The following is a 21,741-nucleotide window of genomic DNA, read 5'->3' on the forward strand; positions in this document are numbered from 1 at the left end:
ATTCACCGGATGAAACGCGCGGGCGTAATCCGGACTCCGTATGTAACACGGATTTAACGCCGCGCACCTACGCTCGCGGACATGGATCGCCAGAAGGAATTCGTGCTGCGGACGCTCGAAGAGCGGGATATCCGCTTCGTGCGGCTCTGGTTCACCGACGTGCTTGGTTACCTGAAGTCCGTTGCCATCGCCCCCGCCGAACTGGAGGGCGCCTTCGAAGAGGGTATCGGCTTCGACGGATCGGCCATCGAGGGCTTCGCCCGGGTCTCCGAGGCCGATATGGTCGCCCGTCCGGATCCGTCCACCTTCCAGGTGCTGCCGTGGGCCACCAGCAAGGGCCATCAGCACTCCGCGCGGATGTTCTGCGATATCACCATGCCCGACGGCTCCCCGTCCTGGGCCGACCCGCGCCACGTGCTGCGCCGTCAGCTGAACAAGGCGGGCGATGTGGGCTTCAGCTGCTACGTGCATCCGGAGATCGAATTCTTCCTGCTGGAGAACGGTCCGCTGGACGGCTCGCGGCCGACCCCGGCCGATAACGGCGGCTTCTTCGACCAGGCCGTGCACGACGCCGCGCCGAACTTCCGCCGCCACGCCATCGACGCGCTCGAATCGATGGGCATCTCGGTGGAGTTCAGCCATCATGAGGGCGCGCCCGGCCAGCAGGAGATCGATCTGCGCTACGCCGACGCGCTGTCCATGGCCGATAACGTGATGACCTTCCGCTACCTGATCAAGGAAGTGGCCATCGACGAGGGTGTGCGCGCGACGTTCATGCCCAAGCCGTTCGCCGAATATCCGGGTTCGGCCATGCACACGCATATGAGCCTGTTCGAGGGTGAGGCGAACGCCTTCCACGATCCGGACGATCCGATCAACCTGTCGGAGACGGCGCGCGCGTTCATCGCGGGCATTCTGGAGCACGCGCCGGAGATCAGCGCGATCACCAACCAGTGGGTGAACTCCTACAAGCGGTTGATCCACGGCGGCGAGGCGCCGACGGCCGCGTCGTGGGGTCGGTCGAACCGGTCGGCGCTGGTCCGGGTGCCGATGTACACGCCGAACAAGTCGTCCTCGCGCCGGGTCGAGATCCGCAGCCCAGATTCCGCGTGCAACCCGTACCTGACCTTCGCGGTGCTGCTCGCGGCCGGTCTGCGCGGTATCGAGAAGGGCTACACGCTGCCGCCGGAGGCCGAGGACGACGTATGGTCGCTCACCGCCGCCGAGCGGCGCGCCATGGGCTTCCGCGAGCTGCCCGGCACGCTGGACGAGGCGCTGCAGGCGATGGAGCGTTCGGAGCTGGTGGCCGAGACGCTCGGCGAGCACGTCTTCGACTTCTTCCTGCGCAACAAGCGCCGAGAGTGGGCCGATTACCGCAGCCAAGTGACGCCTTATGAGCTAAAGGAGTACCTGGGCCTCTGAGTATCGCGCTGCGATTCGATGAGGGTTGGTGGTCGGGCGGCGGGTGGGTCTGAGAGCAGAAGCGCATACCGCCCGCTTGGGCGGTATGCGCATAATGTCACAGTTGCGGGTGCCATTGGCATGTCGTTGGTCAATGACAGGTAATTTGAACTTTATGGTCCGGCCACCGTCTGCCCGCTCCGCTGTTCCAGGTGTCGGTCGGCTCGGATTGCTCGAGCCGTCGGCCGCCGATTCGTTACGCGAATTGGCCTGGGACAACGTCGAAAGCGTTCCCGTCCTCTGGGCGCTATCCCGCGCGCCCGACGCCGATCTGGCGCTGAACACGCTGGTCAAGCTGCGGGAAGGACTCGGAACCGACTGGGCGGCTTTGGATTCCGTGCTGCGCACCGATACGTCGTTACGTGGCAGGCTTTTCGCGCTGCTCGGTTCGTCGAGTGCGTTCGCCGATCATCTCGTTGCCACGCCCGGGTCCTGGGAACTGTTGCAGCGCTTGGGTTTGCCGACGCGTGACGAGGTATTCGCCGAACTGCTGGACGCGGTGGGCGCGGTTCCGGAGAACGGTCCGTACGCCGGGCCCAACCTGTTCCGCGCGACGGTCGCCGGGCCCGAGGCTGTTCCGTTGCTGCGCAAGCGGTATCGCGATCAGCTGATGCTGCTCGCCGCGCTCGACCTGGCGGCCACCGTGGAGAACGAGCCGGTGCTGCCCTATCAGGTCGTCGGCCGCCACCTGACCGACCTGGCCGATGCCGCGCTCACCGCGGCGCTCGCCGTCGCGATCGCGCGGGTGTGCAAGGGCGGGCCGTGCCCGGTGCGGCTCGCGGTGATCGCCATGGGCAAAAGCGGTGCGCGCGAGCTCAACTACGTCAGCGATGTCGACGTGGTGTTCGTCGCCGAACCCGCCGACGCCACCGCGACCCGGCTGGCCGCCGAGATGATGAGCGTGGCGAGCGCGGCCTTCTTCGAGGTGGACGCGGCGCTGCGGCCGGAGGGCAAGGCGGGTGCGCTGGTGCGCACGCTGGAATCGCATCTGGCGTACTACCGGCGATGGGCGCGGACCTGGGAGTTCCAGGCGCTGTTGAAGAACCGGCCGATGACCGGCGATATCGCGCTGGGCGAGCAGTACCGCGACGCGATCATGCCGATGGTGTGGGCCGCGTCCGAACGCCCGGACTTCGTCGCCGACGTGCAGGCCATGCGCAGGCGGGTGGAGGATCTGGTGCCCGCCGAATTGCGCGAGCGTGAGCTGAAACTCGGGCACGGCAGCCTGCGCGATGTCGAATTCGCGGTGCAGCTACTGCAATTGGTGCACGGCCGGGTCGACGAGACGCTGCATGTGCAGGGCACCGTCGAGGCGCTCACCGCGCTGGCCGCGGGCGGTTACGTCGGCCGCGACGACGCTGCGAACCTCACCGCCTCCTACGAATTCCTGCGCCTGCTCGAACACCGATTGCAGTTGCAGCGGCTGAAGAGAACGCACACACTGCCCGCCGCCGACGACGAGGAGGGCATGCGCTGGCTGGCCCGCGCCGCGCATATCCGGCCGGACGGCAGGCAGGACGCGGTCGGCGTGCTCACCGCCGAGATCCGCCGTAATGCGGTGCGGGTGCGGCGATTACACGCGAAGCTGTTCTACCGGCCGCTGCTGGAATCGGTGGTGCGGCTGGATCCGGACGCGCTGCGGCTCAGCCCCGACGCGGCCGTGCGTCAGCTGGCGGCGCTCGGCTATGCCGCGCCGGAAAACGCGCTCGGGCACCTGAAGGCGCTCACCGGCGGTGTCTCGCGCAAGGGGCGCATACAGGCGCTGCTGCTGCCGACCCTGCTCGAATGGCTCGGTGACACACCGAATCCCGATGCCGGGCTGCTCGCGTACCGCAGGGTGTCCGAGGGCCTCGACGACCAGATCTGGTTCCTGCGCGAACTGCGCGACGAGGGCGCCATCGCGCAGCGGCTGATGATCGTGCTCGGCTCCTCGGAGTACCTGCCGGATCTGCTGATCAACGCGCCCGACACCATCCGCATGTACGCCGACGGGCCCGGCGGCCCGCTGCTGCTGAGCCCGCGCCCGGAGGATGTCGCGAGCGGCATCCTCACCGCCGCCGCCCGCTACGAGGATCCGAATCGCGCTGTCGCGGCGGCCCGTTCGCTGCGCAGGCACGAACTGGCCCGGGTCGCCTCCGCGGATCTGCTCGGCATGCTCGACGTGCCCGCGGTGTGCGGGGCGCTGTCCTCGGTGTGGGTCGCGGTGCTGGAGGCGTCGCTGCAGGCGGTGATCCGGTCCACCGAGGCCGAACTGGGCGCGCAGGCGCCCGCCGATCTCGCGGTGATCGGCATGGGCAGGCTCGGCGGCATGGAACTCGGCTACGGTTCGGACGCCGACGTGCTGTTCGTCTGCGATCCGCGGCCCGGCGAGGACGAGACCAAGGCCGTCAAATGGGCGATCGGCGTCGCCGAGCGGGTGCAGCGGATGCTCGGCGCGCCGAGCACCGATCCGCCGCTGCACGTCGACGCCGGGCTGCGGCCCGAGGGCCGAAACGGTGCGCTGGTCCGGACTTTGGCCGCGTACCAGGTCTATTACGAGCAGTGGGCGCAGCCGTGGGAGGTGCAGGCGCTGCTGCGCGCGCACCAGGTGGCGGGCGATCAGCAGCTCGGGCTGCGCTTCCTGCACGTCATCGACAAGGTGCGCTATCCGGAGGGCGGCGTTTCGGCCGAGGCGGTGCGCGAGATCCGCCGGATCAAGGCCCGGGTGGATTCGGAACGCCTGCCGCGCGGGGCGAATCCGGCGACGCACACCAAACTGGGCCGCGGCGGGCTCGCCGATATCGAGTGGACCGTGCAGTTGCTGCAGCTGCGGCACGCGCACGATGTGCCCGCGCTGCACAATACGTCGACGCTGGAATCGCTGGATGTGATCGAGCGGACCGAGCTGCTCACCGCCGAGGATGTCGCGCTGCTGCGGGAATCCTGGCTCACCGCGACGAAGGCGCGCAACGCGCTGGTGCTGGTGCGCGGCAAACCGGCCGATCAATTGCCCGGCCCCGGGCGGCTGCTCTCGGCGGTCGCCAAGGTGGCGGGCTGGCCGAACGACGATGGCAGCGAATTCCTGGACAACTACATGCGGGTGACGCGCCGGGCGAAGGCGGTGGTGGAGCGGGTATTCGGGGCGTGAGCCGCGATATCCACACAAGATCGGCACAGCTCGGCCACCGCCGACACATATCGCCCGCTTAGGGTTTCGGACATGCGAATGTGGTTGCGGCGGTTGGTGCTCGGGGCGGGTTGGTGCGCGGTCTTCGCGGGAATCGCCGGAATCGCACTGCATTTCGGATCGGGGCGGCGGCAGTCGACGGTGCTGCTGGCGGCGGGCGCACCGTATCTGATGGCTGCGGCGCTGGCCGGATTCGTGTTGTGCGCGACGACGCGTGCCTGGCGCAGCGCGGTGCTCGCCGGTGGGGTAGTGGTGGCCGTGATAGGCACCTGCGTGCCGTGGTTCGTCGCCGACGGCAAGGCGGCCACCGGTATAGCGGTGAATGTCCTGCAATCGAATCTGCGGCACGGCAACGGGGATGCGGAGACGCTGGTGCGTGCGGTGCGTGCGGAATCGGTGGATCTGCTGACCCTGGAAGAACTGACCCAGGCCGAGGTGGACCGGCTGGCCGCGGCGGGCATCGAACAGGTGCTGCCCTACCGATATGCGCAGCCGACGGCGCAGGGCGGTGGCGGCAGCGGAATCTACAGCCGTTATCCGTTGCGGGACACCAGGAAATACGACGGCTTCGTGCTGAACAACCTATCCGCGACGATGGAACACCCTGAGCGCGGCCCGATTTCGGTATTCGCCTTCCACCCGGTACCGCCGACGGCCGATTTCACGATCTGGCGCACGGAATTGGGACGGATCCGGGAAATCCTCGACGCCGCGCCGGGTCCGGCGATAGTCGGCGCGGATTTCAATGCGACCCGCGATCATTCGCAATTCCGCGACCTACTGACCGGCCGGTTCGCCTCGGCCGCCGATCAGGCCGGCGCCGGTTGGTTGCCGACCTTTCCCGCGGACCGGCGCTGGGGTCCGGTGATCGGCATCGATCATGTGCTCGTCGCGGACGGTAATACGGAAGATATTCGGACACTGACGATTCCGCGTTCGGATCATCGGGCTCTGTTGGCGCGGCTGCGGATGACGCGTTGATCCAGCCCCGCCCGACGCGCCGATTCCGATACGTACACCAGCCCCGTCGCTATTACGATGAGACGGGCTCGGCGGCGGGCGGTACCGGGCGGGACTTGGGGAGGATTGAATGACAGCCTTGGGGCGGAATCCGATGATGACTACCAAGCGGTTGCGTTTCGCGGCACTCGCGGTGCTGCTCATGGTCACCGCGGCAGTGACGGGCTGCGGGCAAACCGCGACGGTCGGCACCCCGGCGCCCCCGTCCAGTGCCGAAAACCCGTGGCAGCTGGCCGCGGGCGCGGCATCGAACACGGGCGCCAAGGGCCCGAACGGCCCCCGCCCCGGCGTCCCGGACGCCAACCGCACCGCGGAGAACGGCGACGGCGGGCAATACGACAAGCTCTCGCTCAACGCCCTCGCCGATCTCGACGAATTCTGGACCACCGAATACGGCAAGAACTTCTCCGGCACGTTCACGCCGGTCACCCGCTACATCTCCTGGGACGCCAACGCGTCCAAGGAAAAATCGGTGACCTTCTGCCGCGCCAACACCTACCACGTGGTGAACGCCGCCTACTGCGACCTCGACCACACCATCGGCTGGGATCGCGGAGTGCTGCTGCCCGCGCTGGTGAAGCGGTACGGCCCGATGTCGGTGGTGATGGTGCTCGCCCACGAATACGGTCACTCGGTGCAGTCGCAGGCCAAACTCAACGGCTACCGCACCCCGACGCTGGTGCTCGAACAGCAGGCGGACTGCTTCGCCGGAGTGTTCATGCGCCAAGTGGCGGAAGGCAAGTCGAAGCATTTCACGCTGAACACCACCGACGGGCTCAATTCCGTACTGGCCACCACGGTCGCGGTGCGCGACAAGGATCCGAACAATCCGAGGAACGTGCACGGTTCGGCGTTCGAGCGGGTCACCGCGCTGCAGATCGGTTGGAACGACGGCGCTCCCGGCTGCAAGAAGATCGACAAGGCCGAGATCACCCAGCGCCGAGGCACTTTGCCGACCACCTTCGAACCGGGTGATCAGGATCAGCAGCTGCCGGTCGACCAGCCGTCGCTTACGCTCACCAGCCAGGCTCTCGCGAAGATCTTCCCGCTGAAAACTCCGCCTCAGTACGACTTTTCGGGTCTGGTGCGCAACTGCCCGCAGGTGACGCCGACGGATCCGGTGTCCTACTGCCCGAATTCGAACAAGATCGGCGTCGATCTGCCGACGCTGGCCAAGCGCGGCGCGTCGATGGTCGACAAGGATCCGCTCGGCGCGACGGTATCCGGCAACTACGCCGCATTCGTCGTCTTCATCTCCCGCTATGTCCTTGCGGTGGAACAGGATCGGAAGCTGTCGCTGACCGGCGCCGACACCGCGGGCCTGCGCACCGCGTGCCTGTCCGGCGTCGCCACCGCCAAACTCGCCGACCCGAGCAGTGATCCGCGCCTGACCGCGGGCGATCTGGATGCCGCGGTATCCGGGCTGCTCGCCGACGGCGCGGCGGCCGCCGACGTCGACGGTAAGGTCGCCGCCAGCGGCTACGAACGCCTGGAGGCGTTCCGCTCCGGCGTCCTCGACGGCGAATCCGCCTGCCTCAGCAAGTACAAATAGTCACAGGTGGGCCCGCCCGCAGCCAGGCGACAGTCACAGGTGGGCCTGCAGCCAGGCGGCAGTCATAGGTGGGCTCGCGGCCCGGCGGCAATCACAGGTCGGCCCGCAGCCCGGCGGCAATGACAGGTCGGCCCGCGGCCAGGTGACAGTCACAGGTGAGCCCGCGGCCCGGCGGCAATCAGAGATGCGCCTGTAGCCAGGCGACCACATCGCCGAGCACCTTGTCCTGTTCGGGTTCGTTGAAGATCTCGTGATAGAGGCCCTCGTACCGGATGACGGTGAGATCCTTTGCGGCGGCGCCACGTTCGATCATATCGGTGCTGGTCGGCGCGGCCAGCGCGTCGGCGGTGCCGTGCAGCACCAGCAGCGGCACCGTGAGCCGGTTCAGCCGCTGTTTGACCGTCGCCGTGGCATTGAGGATTTCGGTCGCGGTGCGGGCGGGCAGCGGGCCGCGGTAGACCAGCGGATCGCTGTCGTATGCCCGGACGACGGCGGGGTCCCGGCTGATCATCGACGAATCCAGGGTCAGCACACCGAGATTCGGGGTGAGGCGGCTCAGCACCGGAGCGAACAGGCGCTGCACCGGATTGCCGACCGGGATATCCAGCGGCGGCGCGGAGAGCACGATGCCCGCCACATCGATCGGTGCGCGGGTGGCCAGATACAGGATGACGAGGCTGCCCATCGAATGCCCGACGAGAAACCTTGGCACGCCGGGATGTTCGCGCCGGGCGATATCGAGCATGGCCGCGACATTGTCGGCGGCGCCGTCCATGGAACCGATATTGGCCTTACCGCCCGCCGACTTGCCGTGGCCGATGTGATCGAGCGCGTAGGTCGCGAAACCCGCATCGGCGAAACGCTTTCCGACGTGCGCGTAGCGGCCGGAATGTTCGGCGACGCCGTGCACAAGCACGATGGCGGCCGTTACCTCGGTATCCGGCAACCAGGCGCGCCAGGCGACACGGCTGCCTTTACCGTCGAAATCGCCGGTGCGTTCGCTTGCCCTCGGCTCGGTTGTCATGGCGCTCCTGCATCTGGAGTCATGGCGGTCAGTCCTGGTGCACGGTCACCGAATCGTGCGCCAGCCGGTCGATGAGCCGCCGGTTGAATTCGATGAGTCGAGCGTAGTTGACCAGCGAGATCCGCTCGTCGGTTCCGTGGATCGTCGCCAGGTCGGCGGCGGTGAGCACGATGGGGGCGAAGTTGCAGCGGGTCTCGGCCAGGTCGTCGTAGTACCGGGAATCGGTCGCGCCGGGGACGATGCCGGTGGTCACCGCGATGCCCGGGACGATGGCGGTGGTCAGCTCCGCGATCATCCCGAAAGACGGACCCGGCCCGGTGCGCCGCGACGGCTCGGACGACATGCCGACCAGATCGAGTTCGACGCCGGGATCGCGCACCACCCTGCGGCAGTGCTCCAGCACCCCGGCCACCGAATCTCCGGGCAGGATACGGAAATTCACCAGCGCCTCGGCATACTGGGGCAGCACGTTCGACTGCACGCCGCCGCGGATGACGGTCGGCGCGGTGGTGGTGCGCACCAGCGCCTCGGTCTGCGGCCGCGCCGCGAGCACCCGGGTGACCAGCGGCCCCGCGTAATCGGCGAAGCGCATCAGCTTGCGGCGGGCCTCCGGCATGTGGTCGCGCAACCGCAGCAGCATGTCCGTGACCACCGGCGTCATCCGCAGCGGCATCGGATGATCCTGGACGCGGGCGACGGCCCTGGCGATCCGGCCGACCGCGGTCTGCCCGCCCGGCATGGACGAATGCCCGCCCACCGCCGAAACACGCAATCGGACTGTGGCATAACCCTTCTCGCCCACCATGATGCCGGCGACCGGGATATCGATACCGTCGGCGATGCCCTCGGTGATCACCCCGCCCTCGTCGAGCAGGAGATCGGCGCGCACGCCCTCCGCCCGCAGGTGCGCGGCCATCGCGGCCGCGCCCGTACCGCCGAACGCCTCCTCGTCGTGCCCGAAGGCGAGATAGACGGTCTGCCGCGGCCGCACCCCGGCGGCCAGCGCGGCCTCCACCGCCTCCAGGATCGCGAGCACCCGGCTCTTGTCGTCGATCGCGCCACGGCCCCAAACGAATTCGTCGTCGACGACGCCCGCGAACGGCGGATGGGTCCAGCCGTCGCGATCGTCGGCGGGCACCACGTCGAGGTGCGCCAGCAGAATGGCCGAGACACCCGGCTCGGCGCCCGCCCAGCGGTACAGCCTGCTGTGGCCGAACATGCGCAGTTCCAGCTCGGTGTGCACCCGCGGAAAGGACCGCTCCAGATGCGCACCGAGCCGGACGAATTCGCGCTGTGATTCCGGAGATGTCTCGGCCTGCGCCGGGTGTGCGCTGGGGTGGCCGGACTCGTCCTGTGGTCCCGGAGACGCAGCCTGCGCCAGGTGCGCGCTGGGGTGGCCGGACTCGTCCTGTGGTCCTGAAGACACAGCCTGCGCCAGGTGCGGACCGAGCCCGACGGGTTCCTGCCTTGGCCCAATAGACACAGCCTGCGCGCTGACCCCCTGCTCAGCCGAGACAGTGGCGCAGCGCAGCGCGGCGGCCAGGCGCTCGGCTATCTCGCGGTCGGCAGGGTTCATCGGTCACCGGTACGGCTCGGCAGATTCATCGGCACCACTGCATTGTTCACCAGCGCGGGATCGATCGGGATCGTCTTCTCGGCGCGCCATTTCGTGATGCCCTCGCCGATTCCGCCCGGCAGGTCGCCGTGCCGGTAGGCGGACAGCAGCGGCAGTTCCGCGGTCGCCGCGGTGACGGTGACCCGCGCGTTGGTCGCCGCATGCGCCCACTGATCGTCGACGACATCGGTGATCCGGATGCCGATCCGGTGTCCGGCGGCGATCGGCCAATCCTGGGCGAGCAGCCGGATCTGCGGCTTACCATCGCCGACGGGTGCGATGCCGCGGGTGATGACGGTGGCGGTGCCCGCCGGATCGATGTCGTACACCTCGGCCGTAATGCTCGCCGCCGCAGGGCCGTTCACCTGCGCCGACACCGACGGCGCGCCCGCGATGTGCTGCTCCTGAGCCAAAGGTTCGGAGATGGACCAGATTTCGCGGTCCGGTCCGGGGATCAGGCCGCGGTCGGTGTATTCGCCGGTGCGCAGCGTGATCGGAACCCGCTGGGAATCCGCGGGTGGCCAGGCCGTTTCGGAGCGCCACGAGCCGTCGAAGGCGCCGACGGTGACGCGCGGGCCCGGCACCGTCACGTCCCGGCCGGCCACATGCTTGTCGAAGAAGGCGAGCACCTCGCCGTCGAAATTCGGTGTGCCGCATTTGTCGTGGCAGTCGCGGTGGCCCCATTCGCCGAACCAGGCTTTGTGGTCGCCCGGCCCCATCGCGTTCCAGGCATCGAACTGGCGGTTGGCCCTGGTGTTCGGATCGATGAAGCCCTGGATCAGGAAGGTCGGAATCGTGTTGCCGCGCAAGTCGTTCAACAGGTTGCGCTGCTGCCAGAACGAGGTGTCGGCGTTGTGATCGGCGATGCTCTGCGCGTAGCGCGCGTAGCAGTCGCGCGGGCGGCTGATGGCATTGTCCCGGTATTCGGGGAGGTCATCGGGGCGGGGCGGAGTGGACGCGATCAGCAGATGTTCGTATCCGGCCCAGTCACCGGGGCGAATTCCGCTCTCCGTCACCGGTTTTCCGCTGAACTTCCACGCGATGCCCTGCATGTACAGGTAGGAGTTGGGATCGACGACCGCACCGGCGGCCACCACCGCCGCCAAACCCCTTGGCTTGGCGGACAATCCGAGCATGCCGGTCCATGCCTCGTACGAGGTGCCCGCGAGCCCGACCTTGCCGGTGGACCACGGCTGATCCGCGGCCCATTCCACCGCCGTCTTCACATCGATCCGCTCGCTGGGGCCGCCGTAGTCCGGGCAGCCGGTGGAGCCGCCGAAGCCGCCGAGATCGACGATCACATAGGTGTAGCCGGCGTTCAGGAACATCTCGACATTGAGGTTGTCCACCGACGGGCCGCCCTCGGGTCGCGGCACGCTCAGGTACATCAGGTGTGCGCGGTACGGGCTCACCGTCATGATCACCGGTGTTCTGGCGTCGTCGGGAATGCCCGCCGGACGCAGGATGTCGGCGTGCAGCCGGGTGCCGTCAGGCGCGTCGAAGAAGGCCTGCTTCCACTGGTAGGGCACCTTTACCGGAGCCGCGGCCGCGGTGGCCGGGACGGTCGCACCGAGTACGAGCAACAGCCCGAGCAGTACGCGCGACAAGACGGTTCGATCGATCACCATAGGACCATCGAGTTTGCCTCGGACCCGGTCCAGCCCCCAGAACCGGGGGTGGGTTGGGGGTATCCGTTGCCGACTCGCCGGTCTTCGGCCACCCCGCGTTCACCCGGCCCGGCAAACATGGCGGTATGCCGCATGCCGTCGGGGCGCCCGGCCTCGAAAACGTCGACCTGCGTGCGGTGCCCGCGATCGCGCTAGCGCTGCTGGCCGCACTGCTGTTCGCGGTGTCGGCCGCGCTGCAGCAGGGCGCCGCCCGTCAGGCCGCCGCCGACGCCGGGCAGGCGCGTTGGCTGACCGTCGTCGCCATCATCCGCAGGTTGATCGCCGACCGTCGGTGGCTGATCGGGCAGGGCGCGCTGGTCGCCGGGTTCGCGCTGCACGCGGCCGCGCTGCGGCTCGGCGCGATCTCGGTGGTGCAGGCGCTGCTGGTGGTGCAGCTGCTGTTCGCGCTGCCGCTGGCCGCGGCCCGGCGGCGACGCGGGCTGCTGGTGCGGGACTGGGCGGGCACCGTACTGGTATGCACCGGGCTGATCCTGCTGGTGAGTCAGGGCGTACCGGAGCATTCGCAGGTGCGGACCGAGCTGCTGCCGAGGGCCGCGCTCATCGTCGTATTCGCCGTCGGCGGGCTGGTGCTGCTCGGCAGGCCCGCCCGGTCGACCCAACTGCGTTCGGCGATGTTCGCGATCGCGGCGGGCTGCTGCTTCGCCAGCACCGCGGTGCTTGTCGTCGTCGCGACCAACGCACTGCCGCATCCCAGTTGGGCGCTGCTCGGCATCCCCGTCACCACCACCCTCGGCGGCCTGCTCACCCAAGAGGCGTACGCCCGCGGTTCGCTACCCACCGCGCTCACCGCCATGACCATCACCGACCCGGTGCTCAGCTACACGGCGGGCGCAACGCTTTTCACAGTCGCGGTCCATCCGCAACCACTCTGGCTGGCCGGTGCGGCACTACCCGTGCTCGCGGGCATCGCGATGCTGGCGAATTCGCCGACACTACACGATGAGCGCGAGCCGACACCCGATCCGGAACCCGTTGTCCCAGCAGGGGTTTCCTAGCGGCGCGAAGCCGATCACGCGGTGCGCGACGGGCTCTCGTAATCTGCGTACAACGCCAACATCCCCGCGACGGTCGCCGACCACGGAAACCGCTCGGCCGCTGTCCGCGCCGCGATACGGCGTTGCGGCGCAGGCACTTCCAACAGCTCCCGGACCCCTGCGGCCAGCCCGCGCGGTGAACCGTCCGAGACGACACCCGATCCCGGCGCCCCGACGAGTTCACCGGCCGCCCCGGCCTCCGGCACGACGACCGGTGTCCCGCAGGCCAGCGCCTCCAGCACGGCGAGCCCGAAAGTTTCTGCGGGGGAGGGGAATACCGCGATATCGGCGTCGGCCACCAGGGCCGCCATGGTGGCGCGGTCGGTGAGATGCCCGCGGAAGTCGACCGGTAGCCCGGCGGCCAGGCGCTCCATGCGCGGACGCAGTGGACCGTCGCCGATGACGGTCAGCCTGCAGTGGATTCCGGCCGCTCGCAGCTCGCGGACCGCCTCGATGGCGCGTTCGGCGCGCTTCTCCCGTGAAAGCCTGCTCACCAGTACCAGCCGCACCACATCGGCGGCGGAATCGCTTTCGGTGGGCCGGAAGGTGGTCAGGTCGACGCCGAGCGGGATGCGCCGGACATTGGTCGCGCCGATCCTGTCGAATTCGGCGGTGGCGAAATTCGAGGTCACCACCACCTTTTCGGCGCGGACGCAGAGTCGGCGGTTGGCCAGGTCGGCGGCGGCGGCGAGCGGGAAGCCGCGCGGCACCCTGGAACGCAGGATGGCGTCGATGCGCTCGTGTGAGAACAGCACCAGCGGCACCCCGGTGCGTCGGGCCCATGGCGCGAGCCATCGGACGCTGAGCTTATCGCTGCATTCGAGGACATCCGGGTAGAGCCGGTCCAGCACGACGCGGGTGCGGCGCGCGGTCAGCACGTGGTATCCGGCGGCCCCGAATTTGGGGCTGCGCACCGTGATTCGGCGACCGGCCGGGGTCTGTTCGTCGTTGTCGGCGGGCCCCGGCACCACCAGCACCCGCTCGTGACCGGCGACCGTGTAACCGCGCCCGATCTCGTCGACGCAGGTGCGCAACCCGCCGGAAGCGGGGGTGTAGAAGTTGGCCAGTTGGACGATGCGCACTAGCCGACCGCCGATCCGACCAGGTCGGCATAGGTGCTCGCCTGCGCGCCCGCCGTGAGTGCCGCGTCCACGGCTCGCAGCGTAGTCTCCCGCAGCCCCGGACGGGTGAGGTCGTCGGGATGCAGGGCGAGCCGCACCAGCCCGCCGCGGACCGCGGTGCGCCGGGCGAGCCGCTCGAACAGATCGGCGCCGAGCCGCTCCGACCAACCGCCGCCGGGACGGTGCGAGAGCGCGAAGCCGCGGTGCAGTCGCCCGGTGCGCAGCTCCTTCGCGCCGAAGTGATTGGTGGTGTGGGTGAATCCGGCATCGCGCAGCGCGCGCTCCGCCGCGGGCGATGCCAGCCAGCCCGGTGGGGTGAAACCCGTTGTGGACAGCCCGAATTCGGACATGACCGCGGTGGCCGCGCGCAGCTTCGCCGCCGCGGTCGCGGCATCGAGCGCGGCGAATTCGGCCGCGCCTCGCGCGACGGCCCGGCCGACGGCGCGGCGGGCCAGCGGACCCTCCGATCCGGCGCGGTGGATCCAGCCGTGCACCATCAGCTCATCGCCTCCCGCCCGCCGCTCCCGGAGGAATGCCGCGTAATCCGGATGGTCGGCGAGCCGTTCGCCACGCCACGGACCCGGGATCACCAGCAGCGACACCGGAATGCCGAAGGCATCCGCGTCGTCGCACCAGCGCGCCGTCTGCGCCGCACTCGCCGGTGCGACGTCATGGATGCTCACCACCAACCGCGCACACACGCCCGGAAGGTAACACCGCCCGGTAGCCGCAACTTGAACACCAAGGTGGTGTCGTTTGAAGATCATCATTCGCGTCCACCCGATTACCGGACCTTCGCACTTGCCGAATTTCATTTGCCGCGGTGGCCGCCGATTACCCGGATCGGTGGCGAGAAGTTCATGCGAATCTGCTATGGCCGAAGGTGAACGGGGTAGGCGGGCAAGGGAATTCGAGTAGTGTCCCAGGCGGCGCGGCGTATGATCGGGCCAATGCGAGTTCCCGGGGGAAATATGAGTGAGCCGGTGACCGCGGACTGGGACGGGTTCGTGCGAGCACTGGCGCGCTGTTTGAACGAACTACCCAGCCGGGCGACCCTGATCATCGCGGCGCCCGGCAATCGCTATGTGCAATTCGTGCAGTACGACATCAAACTTTCCGCCGAACTCACCGGCAATCAGTATCTGGCTCGGCCGATTTCGGAAGACGCCGCCAAGGCGCTGCGCGATTACGGTTGGACCGAGCCCGCGGTGGATAATTGGACCCGCACCCTTTTCTGGCCGATTTCCGGCAAAGGCATGCTCGCGTTCGCCCGTTCGGTGGCATACGGCCTGCACGACGCGCTCGGCGTGCGGACCCCGGCCGAACTGCGCGCCATGGGCTGGACCGAGGCATCCGGTGATCTGGATCTCACCGTGCTCGGGCCCATCGGCCGGCGCGGACTGAACTGACCTGCCGCCGCTCGGCGGTTTCGCGCCGCTCACTAAGCTGGACGGTATGGCAGCAGGTAAGCCCACCAAGGAAGCGAAGGCCGCGGCGAAAGCGGCCCGCAAGCAGCAGTCGAAGGAACGCCGTCAGCAGCTGTGGCAAGCGTTCCAGATGCAGCGCAAGGAAGATAAGCTGCTGCTGCCGCTGATGATCGGCGCGCTGGTGGGCAGCATCGTGGTGTTCCTGGTGCTCGGCCTGATCTTCGGGCTGTCCTGGTTCCTGGTGCCGGTGGGTGTGCTGCTCGGCGTGCTGCTGGCGTTCATCATCTTCGGCCGCCGGGTGCAGAAGAACGTGTATGCCAAGGCGGAGGGCCAGGCGGGCGCCGCGGCATGGGTGCTGGACAACCTGCAGGGCAAGTGGCGGGTGAGCAACGGTATCGCCGCGACGACGCAGCTGGACGCGGTGCACCGGGTGATCGGCCTGCCCGGCGTCATCCTGGTCGCCGAGGGCGCCCCGCAGCGGGTGAAATCCCTGCTGGCACAGGAGAAGAAGCGGACGGCGCGGCTGGTCGGCGACACCCCGATCTACGACATCATCATCGGCAACGAGGAGGGCCAGGTCCCGCTCAAGGACCTGCAACGACACCTGACCAAGCTGCCGCGCAATATCGACGCCAAGCGGATCGATCTCATCGAAGGCCGTCTCGCCGCGCTCAACTCGCGCACCGGCCCGGCGCTGCCGAAGGGCCCGATGCCGACGGGCGCGAAGATGCGCGGCGTGCAGCGCACCATCCGCCGTCGCTGATCGGCGAACCCGTCAAGGCCCGTATCCCGCTTGGGAATACGGGCCTTCGCGCTATTCAGCCGCGGTAAGCGATTTCAGCGGGCACGGACCAGCGCGGTGCCGGTGGCCCTGTCGTGCATGCCACGCCCGTCCGCGTCGGTGAACAGCGCGGGCACCACGAACACCAGCAGCGCCTGGCGGGCCAGCGCGCGCACCAGGCCGACACCCACCGGCGCATCGATCCGAATGGTCCGCAGCCGCAGGAAGTACTGGCCCGGTGTGTAACCGAACAGCGTCACCGCGCCGACGCCGATCACGAACCACACCAGCAGCGTCAGGCTGGAGGTCGAGCCGCCGCGCACGAACAGCGCGGAAATGCCGAGCGCGATAAGCCAATCCACGAGCAGCGCGACCACCCGGCGACCCAGCCCGACCAGCGAACCGGCGCCCTCGCGCGGGAGACCGAGCAGTTCGCCCGGATAGTCGGAGGTCGGCGAATCACCGGATTCCGCGGAAGGTCCGGAAAGCCAGGAGCCGGTCGTACGTCCCATACCTTCAGGATAGGGGAGCGTCTCGCGCCGGAAATCCGGCCCGGCGCGGGCGGCCGGGGCACGACACACATCGAGCAACTACCCAGTGCCTGTTGCCCATTCATAGCCGGGTGGCAGGATCTAGCATGCTGTTCGCTCCGGGCGGGCAAACCCGCCCGGTCAGCCGCACGTGTAACACTGGCGAAACACAGTCTTGACTACTGGGAAACTTCGCGTCCATAGCGTCAGGTCGCGACGTGCCCATGCAATCGACACTCGCTGGGAACCGATCCGTTAAGGAGAACAAGTGACGTTCAGCACGGCCGACGAGGTCATCAAATACATCAAAGAAGAGGAGGTCGAATACGTCGACATCCGCTTCAGCGATCTTCCGGGTGTGCAGCAGCACTTCTCGATCCCGGCCAAGGCGTTCACCGCTGACCTCGCCGAAGAAGGACTAGCCTTCGACGGCTCCTCCGTTCGTGGTTTCCAGTCCATCGACGAGTCGGACATGCTGCTGCTGCCCGACTACGGCACCGCCCGCATCGACCCGTTCCGCGCGGCGAAGACGCTGAACCTCAACTTCTTCGTACACGATCCGTTCACTCGCGAGGCCTACAGCCGCGACCCGCGTAACGTCGCGCGCAAGGCGGAGGAGTACCTGAAGAGCACCGGCATCGCCGACACCGCGTACTTCGGGCCCGAGGCGGAGTTCTACATCTTCGACTCGATCCGCTACGACTCGGCCATGAACGGCGCCTTCTACGAGATCGAATCGATCTCCGGCTCCTGGAACACCGGCGCCGAATTCAACCCGGACGGCACGCTGAACCGCGGCTACAAGGTTCGTAACAAGGGCGGCTACTTCCCGGTCGCGCCGTACGACCACTATGTCGACCTGCGCGACAAGATCTCCACCAACCTGCAGAACGCCGGTTTCGAACTGGAGCGCGGCCACCACGAGGTCGGCACCGCGGGCCAGGCCGAGATCAACTACCGGTTCAACACCCTGCTCTCCGCCGCCGACGACCTGCAGCTGTTCAAGTACATCGTCAAGAACACCGCGTGGGCCGAGGGCAAGACCGTCACCTTCATGCCGAAGCCGCTGTTCGGTGACAACGGCTCGGGTATGCACGTGCACCAGTCGCTGTGGAAGGACGGCAAGCCGCTGTTCCACGACGAGGCCGGCTACGGCGGTCTTTCGGATCTGGCGCGCTGGTACATCGGCGGCATCTTGCATCACGCGCCGTCGCTGCTGGCGTTCACCAACCCGACCGTGAACTCCTACCACCGCCTGGTTCCCGGCTACGAGGCCCCGATCAACCTGGTGTACTCGCAGCGCAACCGCTCCGCGGCCGTGCGCATCCCGGTCACCGGCAACAACCCGAAGGCCAAGCGCATCGAGTTCCGCGCGCCGGACTCCTCGGGCAACCCGTACCTGGCGTTCGCCGCCATGATGATGGCGGGCCTGGACGGCATCAAGAAGAAGATCGAGCCGGCCGCCCCGGTCGACAAGGACCTCTACGAGCTGCCGCCCGAGGAGGCCAAGAACATCCCGCAGGCGCCCACCAGCCTGTCGTCCGTCATCGACCGGCTCGAGCAGGACCACGACTACCTCACCGAGGGTGGCGTCTTCACCGACGACCTGATCGAAACCTGGATCCAGCTCAAGCGCGACAACGAGATCGCCCCGGTGAACCTCCGTCCGCACCCGTACGAGTTCGAACTCTACTTCGACGTGTAAGTCGTTGTAGCACAAGACGCTACGGCCAAAGACCCTCCCGCAACGGCGCGGGAGGGTCTTTTTCTTTCTTGGTATCGGCGCGGGCCTTCTCGATCGGGCTCGTGCCCACGCACGCCGGGTGTCATCGGCGCGGAGATTGCGTTGGGGCGAGGGGCTTCGGATCCGAATAGGATTGGGTGGAAGCAATCTCGGGGAGGGTGCCGTGGTGCAGTTCTTGCGGCCGTATGCGATCGATCTGGGCGGGGTGCGATGCGTCGGGGCCTATGGGGGTGAGTTCGCGGATGTGGTTGCGGCCGAGGTGGGGAGTTGTTCGGTCCGCTGGACGGGTTGCTGCGCGAACGTGGTTCGGCGCTGACCGGGCGGGATGTGTTGCGGCAGTTGCTCTGTGGTGAAGCGCAGCAGGTCGATCTCGGGGCGTGCTACGGATATGCGCTGCATCTGCTGTGTGAGTACGGCGGGTGCGCGCTGTCCGGTTGGGCGGTGCGGGCGGGCTGGTCGGATGCGGTGCGGGACGGATTGGCCGCTGTGGGGGTGGATTTCGATCCGATGCTTTTGGTCGGCTCGGGTGCTCCGGTCGAATTGCCGCCCTACGATGGGCCGCCCCGGATCGGATCGCTTACTCGCGGCGAAATCTCCGCGTTATCAAACGAATTCGCTGGTTTGCGGTCGGCGCGCCTGCGCGACCGGCAGATTGCCGAAGCGGTGGACGAACTGCTCGACTGGTTGCAGATCTGCCTCGACCGGGATCTCGATCTGATGTGCTTTCTACTGTAGGCCTGATCGAAACCGGCTCCGGCGCAACAGTTCGAGGCGGGTCTCTACGCGACCGGGTACTCGGCGTGGGGTTGGACTGTGGCTCTCAAACGACCGGCACCCAAACGAGTTCGGCGGATCCGTCCCATCGGTCGGTGCTCCAAGCCCAGATCAAATCCGCCACCGTCCGCGGGTCACGCACCGTCGTGCCGACATGCTCGTCGTCACGAACCTCCAGGCGATAGTCGTCGGGTGCGTTGCGATAGGTCTGGATGAACGAGTCGGTCCCGGCTTTGTCGACGGTCAGGAACGGCGCCGACGCCAGTTCGGCCAAGCGCGGCAACCAGTTTCGCAATCGGCGGTGCGTCAGCGTCGAGAACGTCCTGACGCCGCCGAGGCTCACTCGCACGTCACGCCGCATCTCCACCGGACCGAGCGTGCCGTCCCCGGCGTCGTACAGCAGATATGCGGTATCCGCGAGCAATTCCTCCAGCGCCGCCAACATTCGCCACCCCGCGTGGTCCGGCACCGCCACCCGCAGACAATCCCCGACGATCTCGAATGTCGCGGGCGCGTTCCACACCGGCATCGCGGTATTCCAGTCACACACCCCGGCAGCGATCGGCGTGAGCGCAGGGTCTTCCGCCTGGCCCCGCTGCGAATCGATGTGTGCGGCAACGTCATCCGTCGTGGCCGCGACCCCCGGCGGCAACACCGCGAACTCGTAGCCCATGCAATCAACCTAACTGGTGTCCAGCTCGGTTCGGAGTTATCCGCGCCGACCCACTTCCCCGCCCGCCTCGGGGTCTCCCGCCCTCAGACCGGCTATTTGATTGTCCAGCCCGACGTCGCCGAGTTCCTTGCCACCCGCGACGGTGTCGAACGCATCGGGCTCGAGTCCGGTCAGCAGCTTGTCGGGGTTGTCGAACTTCATATCTTTCATTTCGTGAGCCAGATGACGATTGTGCAGAACGTGGTCCAGCATCTCCTTGAAGAGTTCCGCATTGTCCTCTTCGGTGTTCGTGTACATCTTCACGGCAAGTCCCAGATCGCCGAAAAGACCTCTGGCCCACCCGATGCATTCGTCGAGTTCGGTCAGGCGCTGGTCGCAGGCCGATTTCCAGGTTTGCACCACCTCATAGGCCTGTGCTGACGTTCCGAGCGCGTCATTGGGCAGGTCTCTCGCGTCGTGTATGAACTTCTTCACATCCGCGAGGGCGCCATCGGCTATCGTGCCGACGTATCTCTGCTCGCCTTCGAGCCCGAAGCGCAAGAGCCCTACCGCCTCGGGCTTTTCGGTTTCCGCCCCCTGCCCGGTCGGTTTCTTGAATTGGGCCGCTGCCGCCCAAGCCTTGACCAGCGGCAGGATCTCGGTCGTGATCCGGTTCTGCTGGCCGTACACGAAGCTCAGGAAATCCTGTTCGGCAGCACGGCATTTGCTCACGGCATTTCCGTACTCCACCTGTTCCTGTTGCTGCTGCGGTGTCAGCTCGCCCGTCAGCGGGCTTCCGCTCAGAACTTTCCGCGCAGCCGACTGCGTATCCGCGCCGACCGCGGCGGCCCGCTTGAATATGTCGCTGGTGATGGTGTCCATATGGTCGGATACCGCCGAGGAACCACCCACGATCGGCGGGCCCATCGGTGTATAACCGCTGGCGGCTTCCGGCAGCACGCCGGGCCTGTCTGGATAAGCTCGATCATCGGTGGTGGTGTCCAGCCGGTCCATCCGCAGGATCAAATCGGCCAGCGCAGCGTAATTATCGTGCACACCACGCGTTATGGCGATATAGGTGTCCGCCGCGCCGCCGCGCCAAGGAACCCCACAGCCGGGATGTGACTGCAGCCGTATCTGGCTGCCGCCGATAGCGTCTCGCGCGAAGAACATCCTCTGCTGCGCCTCCTGGACGGCGCTGCCTGCCGCCACCAGTGCCTGCTCGTTCCAGTCCATCGACGCGAGCACCTCGTCTATCGAGGTGTCCTTGCCCCAGCCGGGGTCGTGTCGCTCACCCGCGTTCCGCGGCGCCCGGGTGCTCTCTCGGGCGATCTTCGCCAGCGCCTGCCGCAATGTGGCGAGAGCATCGAAGGACTCGTTGATATACACGTTCTGAAAAGAACCCGTCCCCATCTTTGGACGCTACGTCGCCTTGTGCCATACAGAAATAGCAGAAACTTCGCATTGACATGCCGCCGATTCGACACCACGAAAACAAGCGGCATAAAGCCGAGACGACGAATATGAATGACAAGCTCGGTAAGACCATTGCGGCCCAAGATCATTCGCCCATAGCGTACCAGGATTCCGGCCGCCGCCGTCGGGATCGACGCAGCAGTGGTCACCGCGCGGGCGCCGTGCCACCCCGCCGCGCACCCGCGACCGCGAAGCCGAGTAGAACCACACCGGCGGCGACGCCCGTCCACGACGGCGCGGTCGACAGCACCGCTGACAGTCCGGCCCCAGCGATCGCGAGCACGATCAAACTCCAAGCGAGCCAACGGAACAGCGGCGCGCCGAAGGTCGCGGCGAACGGCAGGAAATGAACACCGACCACGAAAACCACCCACAGCACGGTGAGGTCGGCCTGATGAAAACCACGCGCCAGAACCTGCGCGCCGACCACGATGGCAAGCACCTCTGCGGCCACGGCCAGCCAGTAGATCCGCAGCGCGCGACGATCCGGTCGCCGGGCGTCGTCGGCGGGCCGCCGCATGATGTACCAGATCGCCGCGCCGAATCCGGCGACACCGAGCACCCGGACCACCGCGGCCACCGCGCCACCGAGCGGCCCGGCATTGACAACGATAAAGATCAGCCCGGCGATCGCGCCGATCAACGAGCCGGTCCGCCTGCTACCCACCGGCTAATT

Annotated in this window: 18 protein-coding genes; 9 read left to right on the plus strand and 9 right to left on the minus strand. The window is 67.5% G+C overall.

Annotated features, from left to right (window positions below; translation table 11 throughout):
* Positions 1 to 81 precede the first annotated feature (81 nt).
* The 4 genes from F5544_RS14880 to F5544_RS14895 all read left to right on the plus strand — a co-directional run bounded on the left by F5544_RS14880 (position 82) and on the right by F5544_RS14895 (position 7,199).
* Positions 82 to 1,422 (plus strand): glutamine synthetase family protein, encoded by a 1,341-nt coding sequence (locus tag F5544_RS14880; RefSeq protein WP_167473740.1) that lies wholly within the window; start codon positions 82 to 84, stop codon positions 1,420 to 1,422.
* A 154-nt stretch (positions 1,423 to 1,576) separates the two neighbouring features.
* Complete coding sequence (locus F5544_RS14885; protein WP_167473741.1) at positions 1,577 to 4,588, plus strand: bifunctional [glutamine synthetase] adenylyltransferase/[glutamine synthetase]-adenylyl-L-tyrosine phosphorylase; 3,012 nt, start codon at positions 1,577 to 1,579, stop codon at positions 4,586 to 4,588.
* A 72-nt stretch (positions 4,589 to 4,660) separates the two neighbouring features.
* A complete protein-coding gene (locus F5544_RS14890) occupies positions 4,661 to 5,608 on the plus strand; it encodes an endonuclease/exonuclease/phosphatase family protein (protein WP_167473742.1) in 948 nt (315 codons plus the stop codon).
* Between the two features lie 109 nt (positions 5,609 to 5,717).
* Positions 5,718 to 7,199, plus strand: coding sequence for a metallopeptidase (locus F5544_RS14895; RefSeq protein WP_238847250.1), 1,482 nt, complete (start codon positions 5,718 to 5,720; stop codon positions 7,197 to 7,199).
* A 178-nt stretch (positions 7,200 to 7,377) separates the two neighbouring features.
* Here the strand turns inward: F5544_RS14895 and F5544_RS14900 are convergent, their stop codons facing one another.
* Genes F5544_RS14900 through F5544_RS14910 form a run of 3 tightly spaced genes read right to left on the minus strand, consistent with a single transcriptional unit; the run spans position 7,378 to position 11,466 of the window.
* Positions 7,378 to 8,223, minus strand: coding sequence for an alpha/beta hydrolase (locus tag F5544_RS14900; RefSeq protein WP_167473743.1), 846 nt, complete (start codon positions 8,221 to 8,223; stop codon positions 7,378 to 7,380).
* Positions 8,224 to 8,251: 28 nt separating this feature from the next.
* Positions 8,252 to 9,799: a M20/M25/M40 family metallo-hydrolase gene (locus F5544_RS14905; RefSeq protein ID WP_167473744.1), complete on the minus strand. Its 1,548-nt coding sequence runs from the start codon at positions 9,797 to 9,799 to the stop codon at positions 8,252 to 8,254.
* On the minus strand, positions 9,796 to 11,466 hold the full coding sequence (locus F5544_RS14910) for a CocE/NonD family hydrolase (protein WP_167473745.1): 1,671 nt from the start codon (positions 11,464 to 11,466) through the stop codon (positions 9,796 to 9,798). Before F5544_RS14910 ends, F5544_RS14905 begins: the two co-directional genes overlap by 4 nt.
* 53 nt (positions 11,467 to 11,519) lie before the next feature.
* On the opposite strand from F5544_RS14910, the gene F5544_RS14915 reads away from it, so the two are divergent.
* Positions 11,520 to 12,521: a DMT family transporter gene (locus F5544_RS14915; RefSeq protein WP_238847251.1), complete on the plus strand. Its 1,002-nt coding sequence runs from the start codon at positions 11,520 to 11,522 to the stop codon at positions 12,519 to 12,521.
* A gap of 14 nt (positions 12,522 to 12,535) precedes the next feature.
* Here the strand turns inward: F5544_RS14915 and F5544_RS14920 are convergent, their stop codons facing one another.
* On the minus strand, positions 12,536 to 13,642 hold the full coding sequence (locus F5544_RS14920) for a glycosyltransferase (RefSeq protein WP_167473746.1): 1,107 nt from the start codon (positions 13,640 to 13,642) through the stop codon (positions 12,536 to 12,538).
* A complete protein-coding gene (locus F5544_RS14925) occupies positions 13,642 to 14,382 on the minus strand; it encodes a DUF2334 domain-containing protein (RefSeq protein ID WP_167473747.1) in 741 nt (246 codons plus the stop codon). Before F5544_RS14925 ends, F5544_RS14920 begins: the two co-directional genes overlap by 1 nt.
* Before the next feature lie 249 nt (positions 14,383 to 14,631).
* Between F5544_RS14925 and F5544_RS14930 the strand changes: the two genes are divergently transcribed.
* Together F5544_RS14930 and F5544_RS14935 are read left to right on the plus strand one after the other, a co-directional pair.
* Positions 14,632 to 15,090 carry a TY-Chap domain-containing protein gene (locus tag F5544_RS14930; protein ID WP_167473748.1) on the plus strand — a complete coding sequence of 153 codons (459 nt, stop codon included), beginning with the start codon at positions 14,632 to 14,634 and terminating at the stop codon, positions 15,088 to 15,090.
* A 46-nt stretch (positions 15,091 to 15,136) separates the two neighbouring features.
* The gene (locus tag F5544_RS14935) at positions 15,137 to 15,871 is read left to right on the plus strand and encodes a DUF4191 domain-containing protein (protein ID WP_167473749.1); all 735 of its coding nucleotides are present in this window, start codon (positions 15,137 to 15,139) and stop codon (positions 15,869 to 15,871) included.
* 74 nt (positions 15,872 to 15,945) lie between these two features.
* Here F5544_RS14935 and F5544_RS14940 read toward each other — a convergent pair whose 3' ends face one another.
* Positions 15,946 to 16,401, minus strand: a complete 456-nt coding sequence (locus F5544_RS14940) for an RDD family protein (protein WP_167473750.1) — start codon at positions 16,399 to 16,401, stop codon at positions 15,946 to 15,948.
* A 286-nt stretch (positions 16,402 to 16,687) separates the two neighbouring features.
* Here F5544_RS14940 and glnA point away from each other — a divergent pair, with 286 nt between their 5' ends.
* Positions 16,688 to 18,124 (plus strand): type I glutamate--ammonia ligase, encoded by a 1,437-nt coding sequence (glnA, locus tag F5544_RS14945; RefSeq protein ID WP_167473751.1) that lies wholly within the window; start codon positions 16,688 to 16,690, stop codon positions 18,122 to 18,124.
* Positions 18,125 to 18,430: 306 nt separating this feature from the next.
* Positions 18,431 to 18,898, plus strand: coding sequence for a DUF7691 family protein (locus F5544_RS14950; RefSeq protein WP_167473752.1), 468 nt, complete (start codon positions 18,431 to 18,433; stop codon positions 18,896 to 18,898).
* An 85-nt stretch (positions 18,899 to 18,983) separates the two neighbouring features.
* Here F5544_RS14950 and F5544_RS14955 read toward each other — a convergent pair whose 3' ends face one another.
* The 3 genes from F5544_RS14955 to F5544_RS14965 all read right to left on the minus strand — a co-directional run bounded on the left by F5544_RS14955 (position 18,984) and on the right by F5544_RS14965 (position 21,732).
* Entirely contained in the window at positions 18,984 to 19,610 is a 627-nt protein-coding gene (locus tag F5544_RS14955) for a hypothetical protein (RefSeq protein WP_167473753.1), read from the minus strand.
* A 36-nt stretch (positions 19,611 to 19,646) separates the two neighbouring features.
* Positions 19,647 to 21,002 carry a hypothetical protein gene (locus F5544_RS14960; RefSeq protein ID WP_167473754.1) on the minus strand — a complete coding sequence of 452 codons (1,356 nt, stop codon included), beginning with the start codon at positions 21,000 to 21,002 and terminating at the stop codon, positions 19,647 to 19,649.
* 208 nt (positions 21,003 to 21,210) lie between these two features.
* Positions 21,211 to 21,732: a hypothetical protein gene (locus tag F5544_RS14965; RefSeq protein ID WP_167473755.1), complete on the minus strand. Its 522-nt coding sequence runs from the start codon at positions 21,730 to 21,732 to the stop codon at positions 21,211 to 21,213.
* Positions 21,733 to 21,741: the final 9 nt, after the last annotated feature.

This window comes from Nocardia arthritidis (assembly GCF_011801145.1).
Lineage (GTDB): Bacteria > Actinomycetota > Actinomycetes > Mycobacteriales > Mycobacteriaceae > Nocardia > Nocardia arthritidis_A.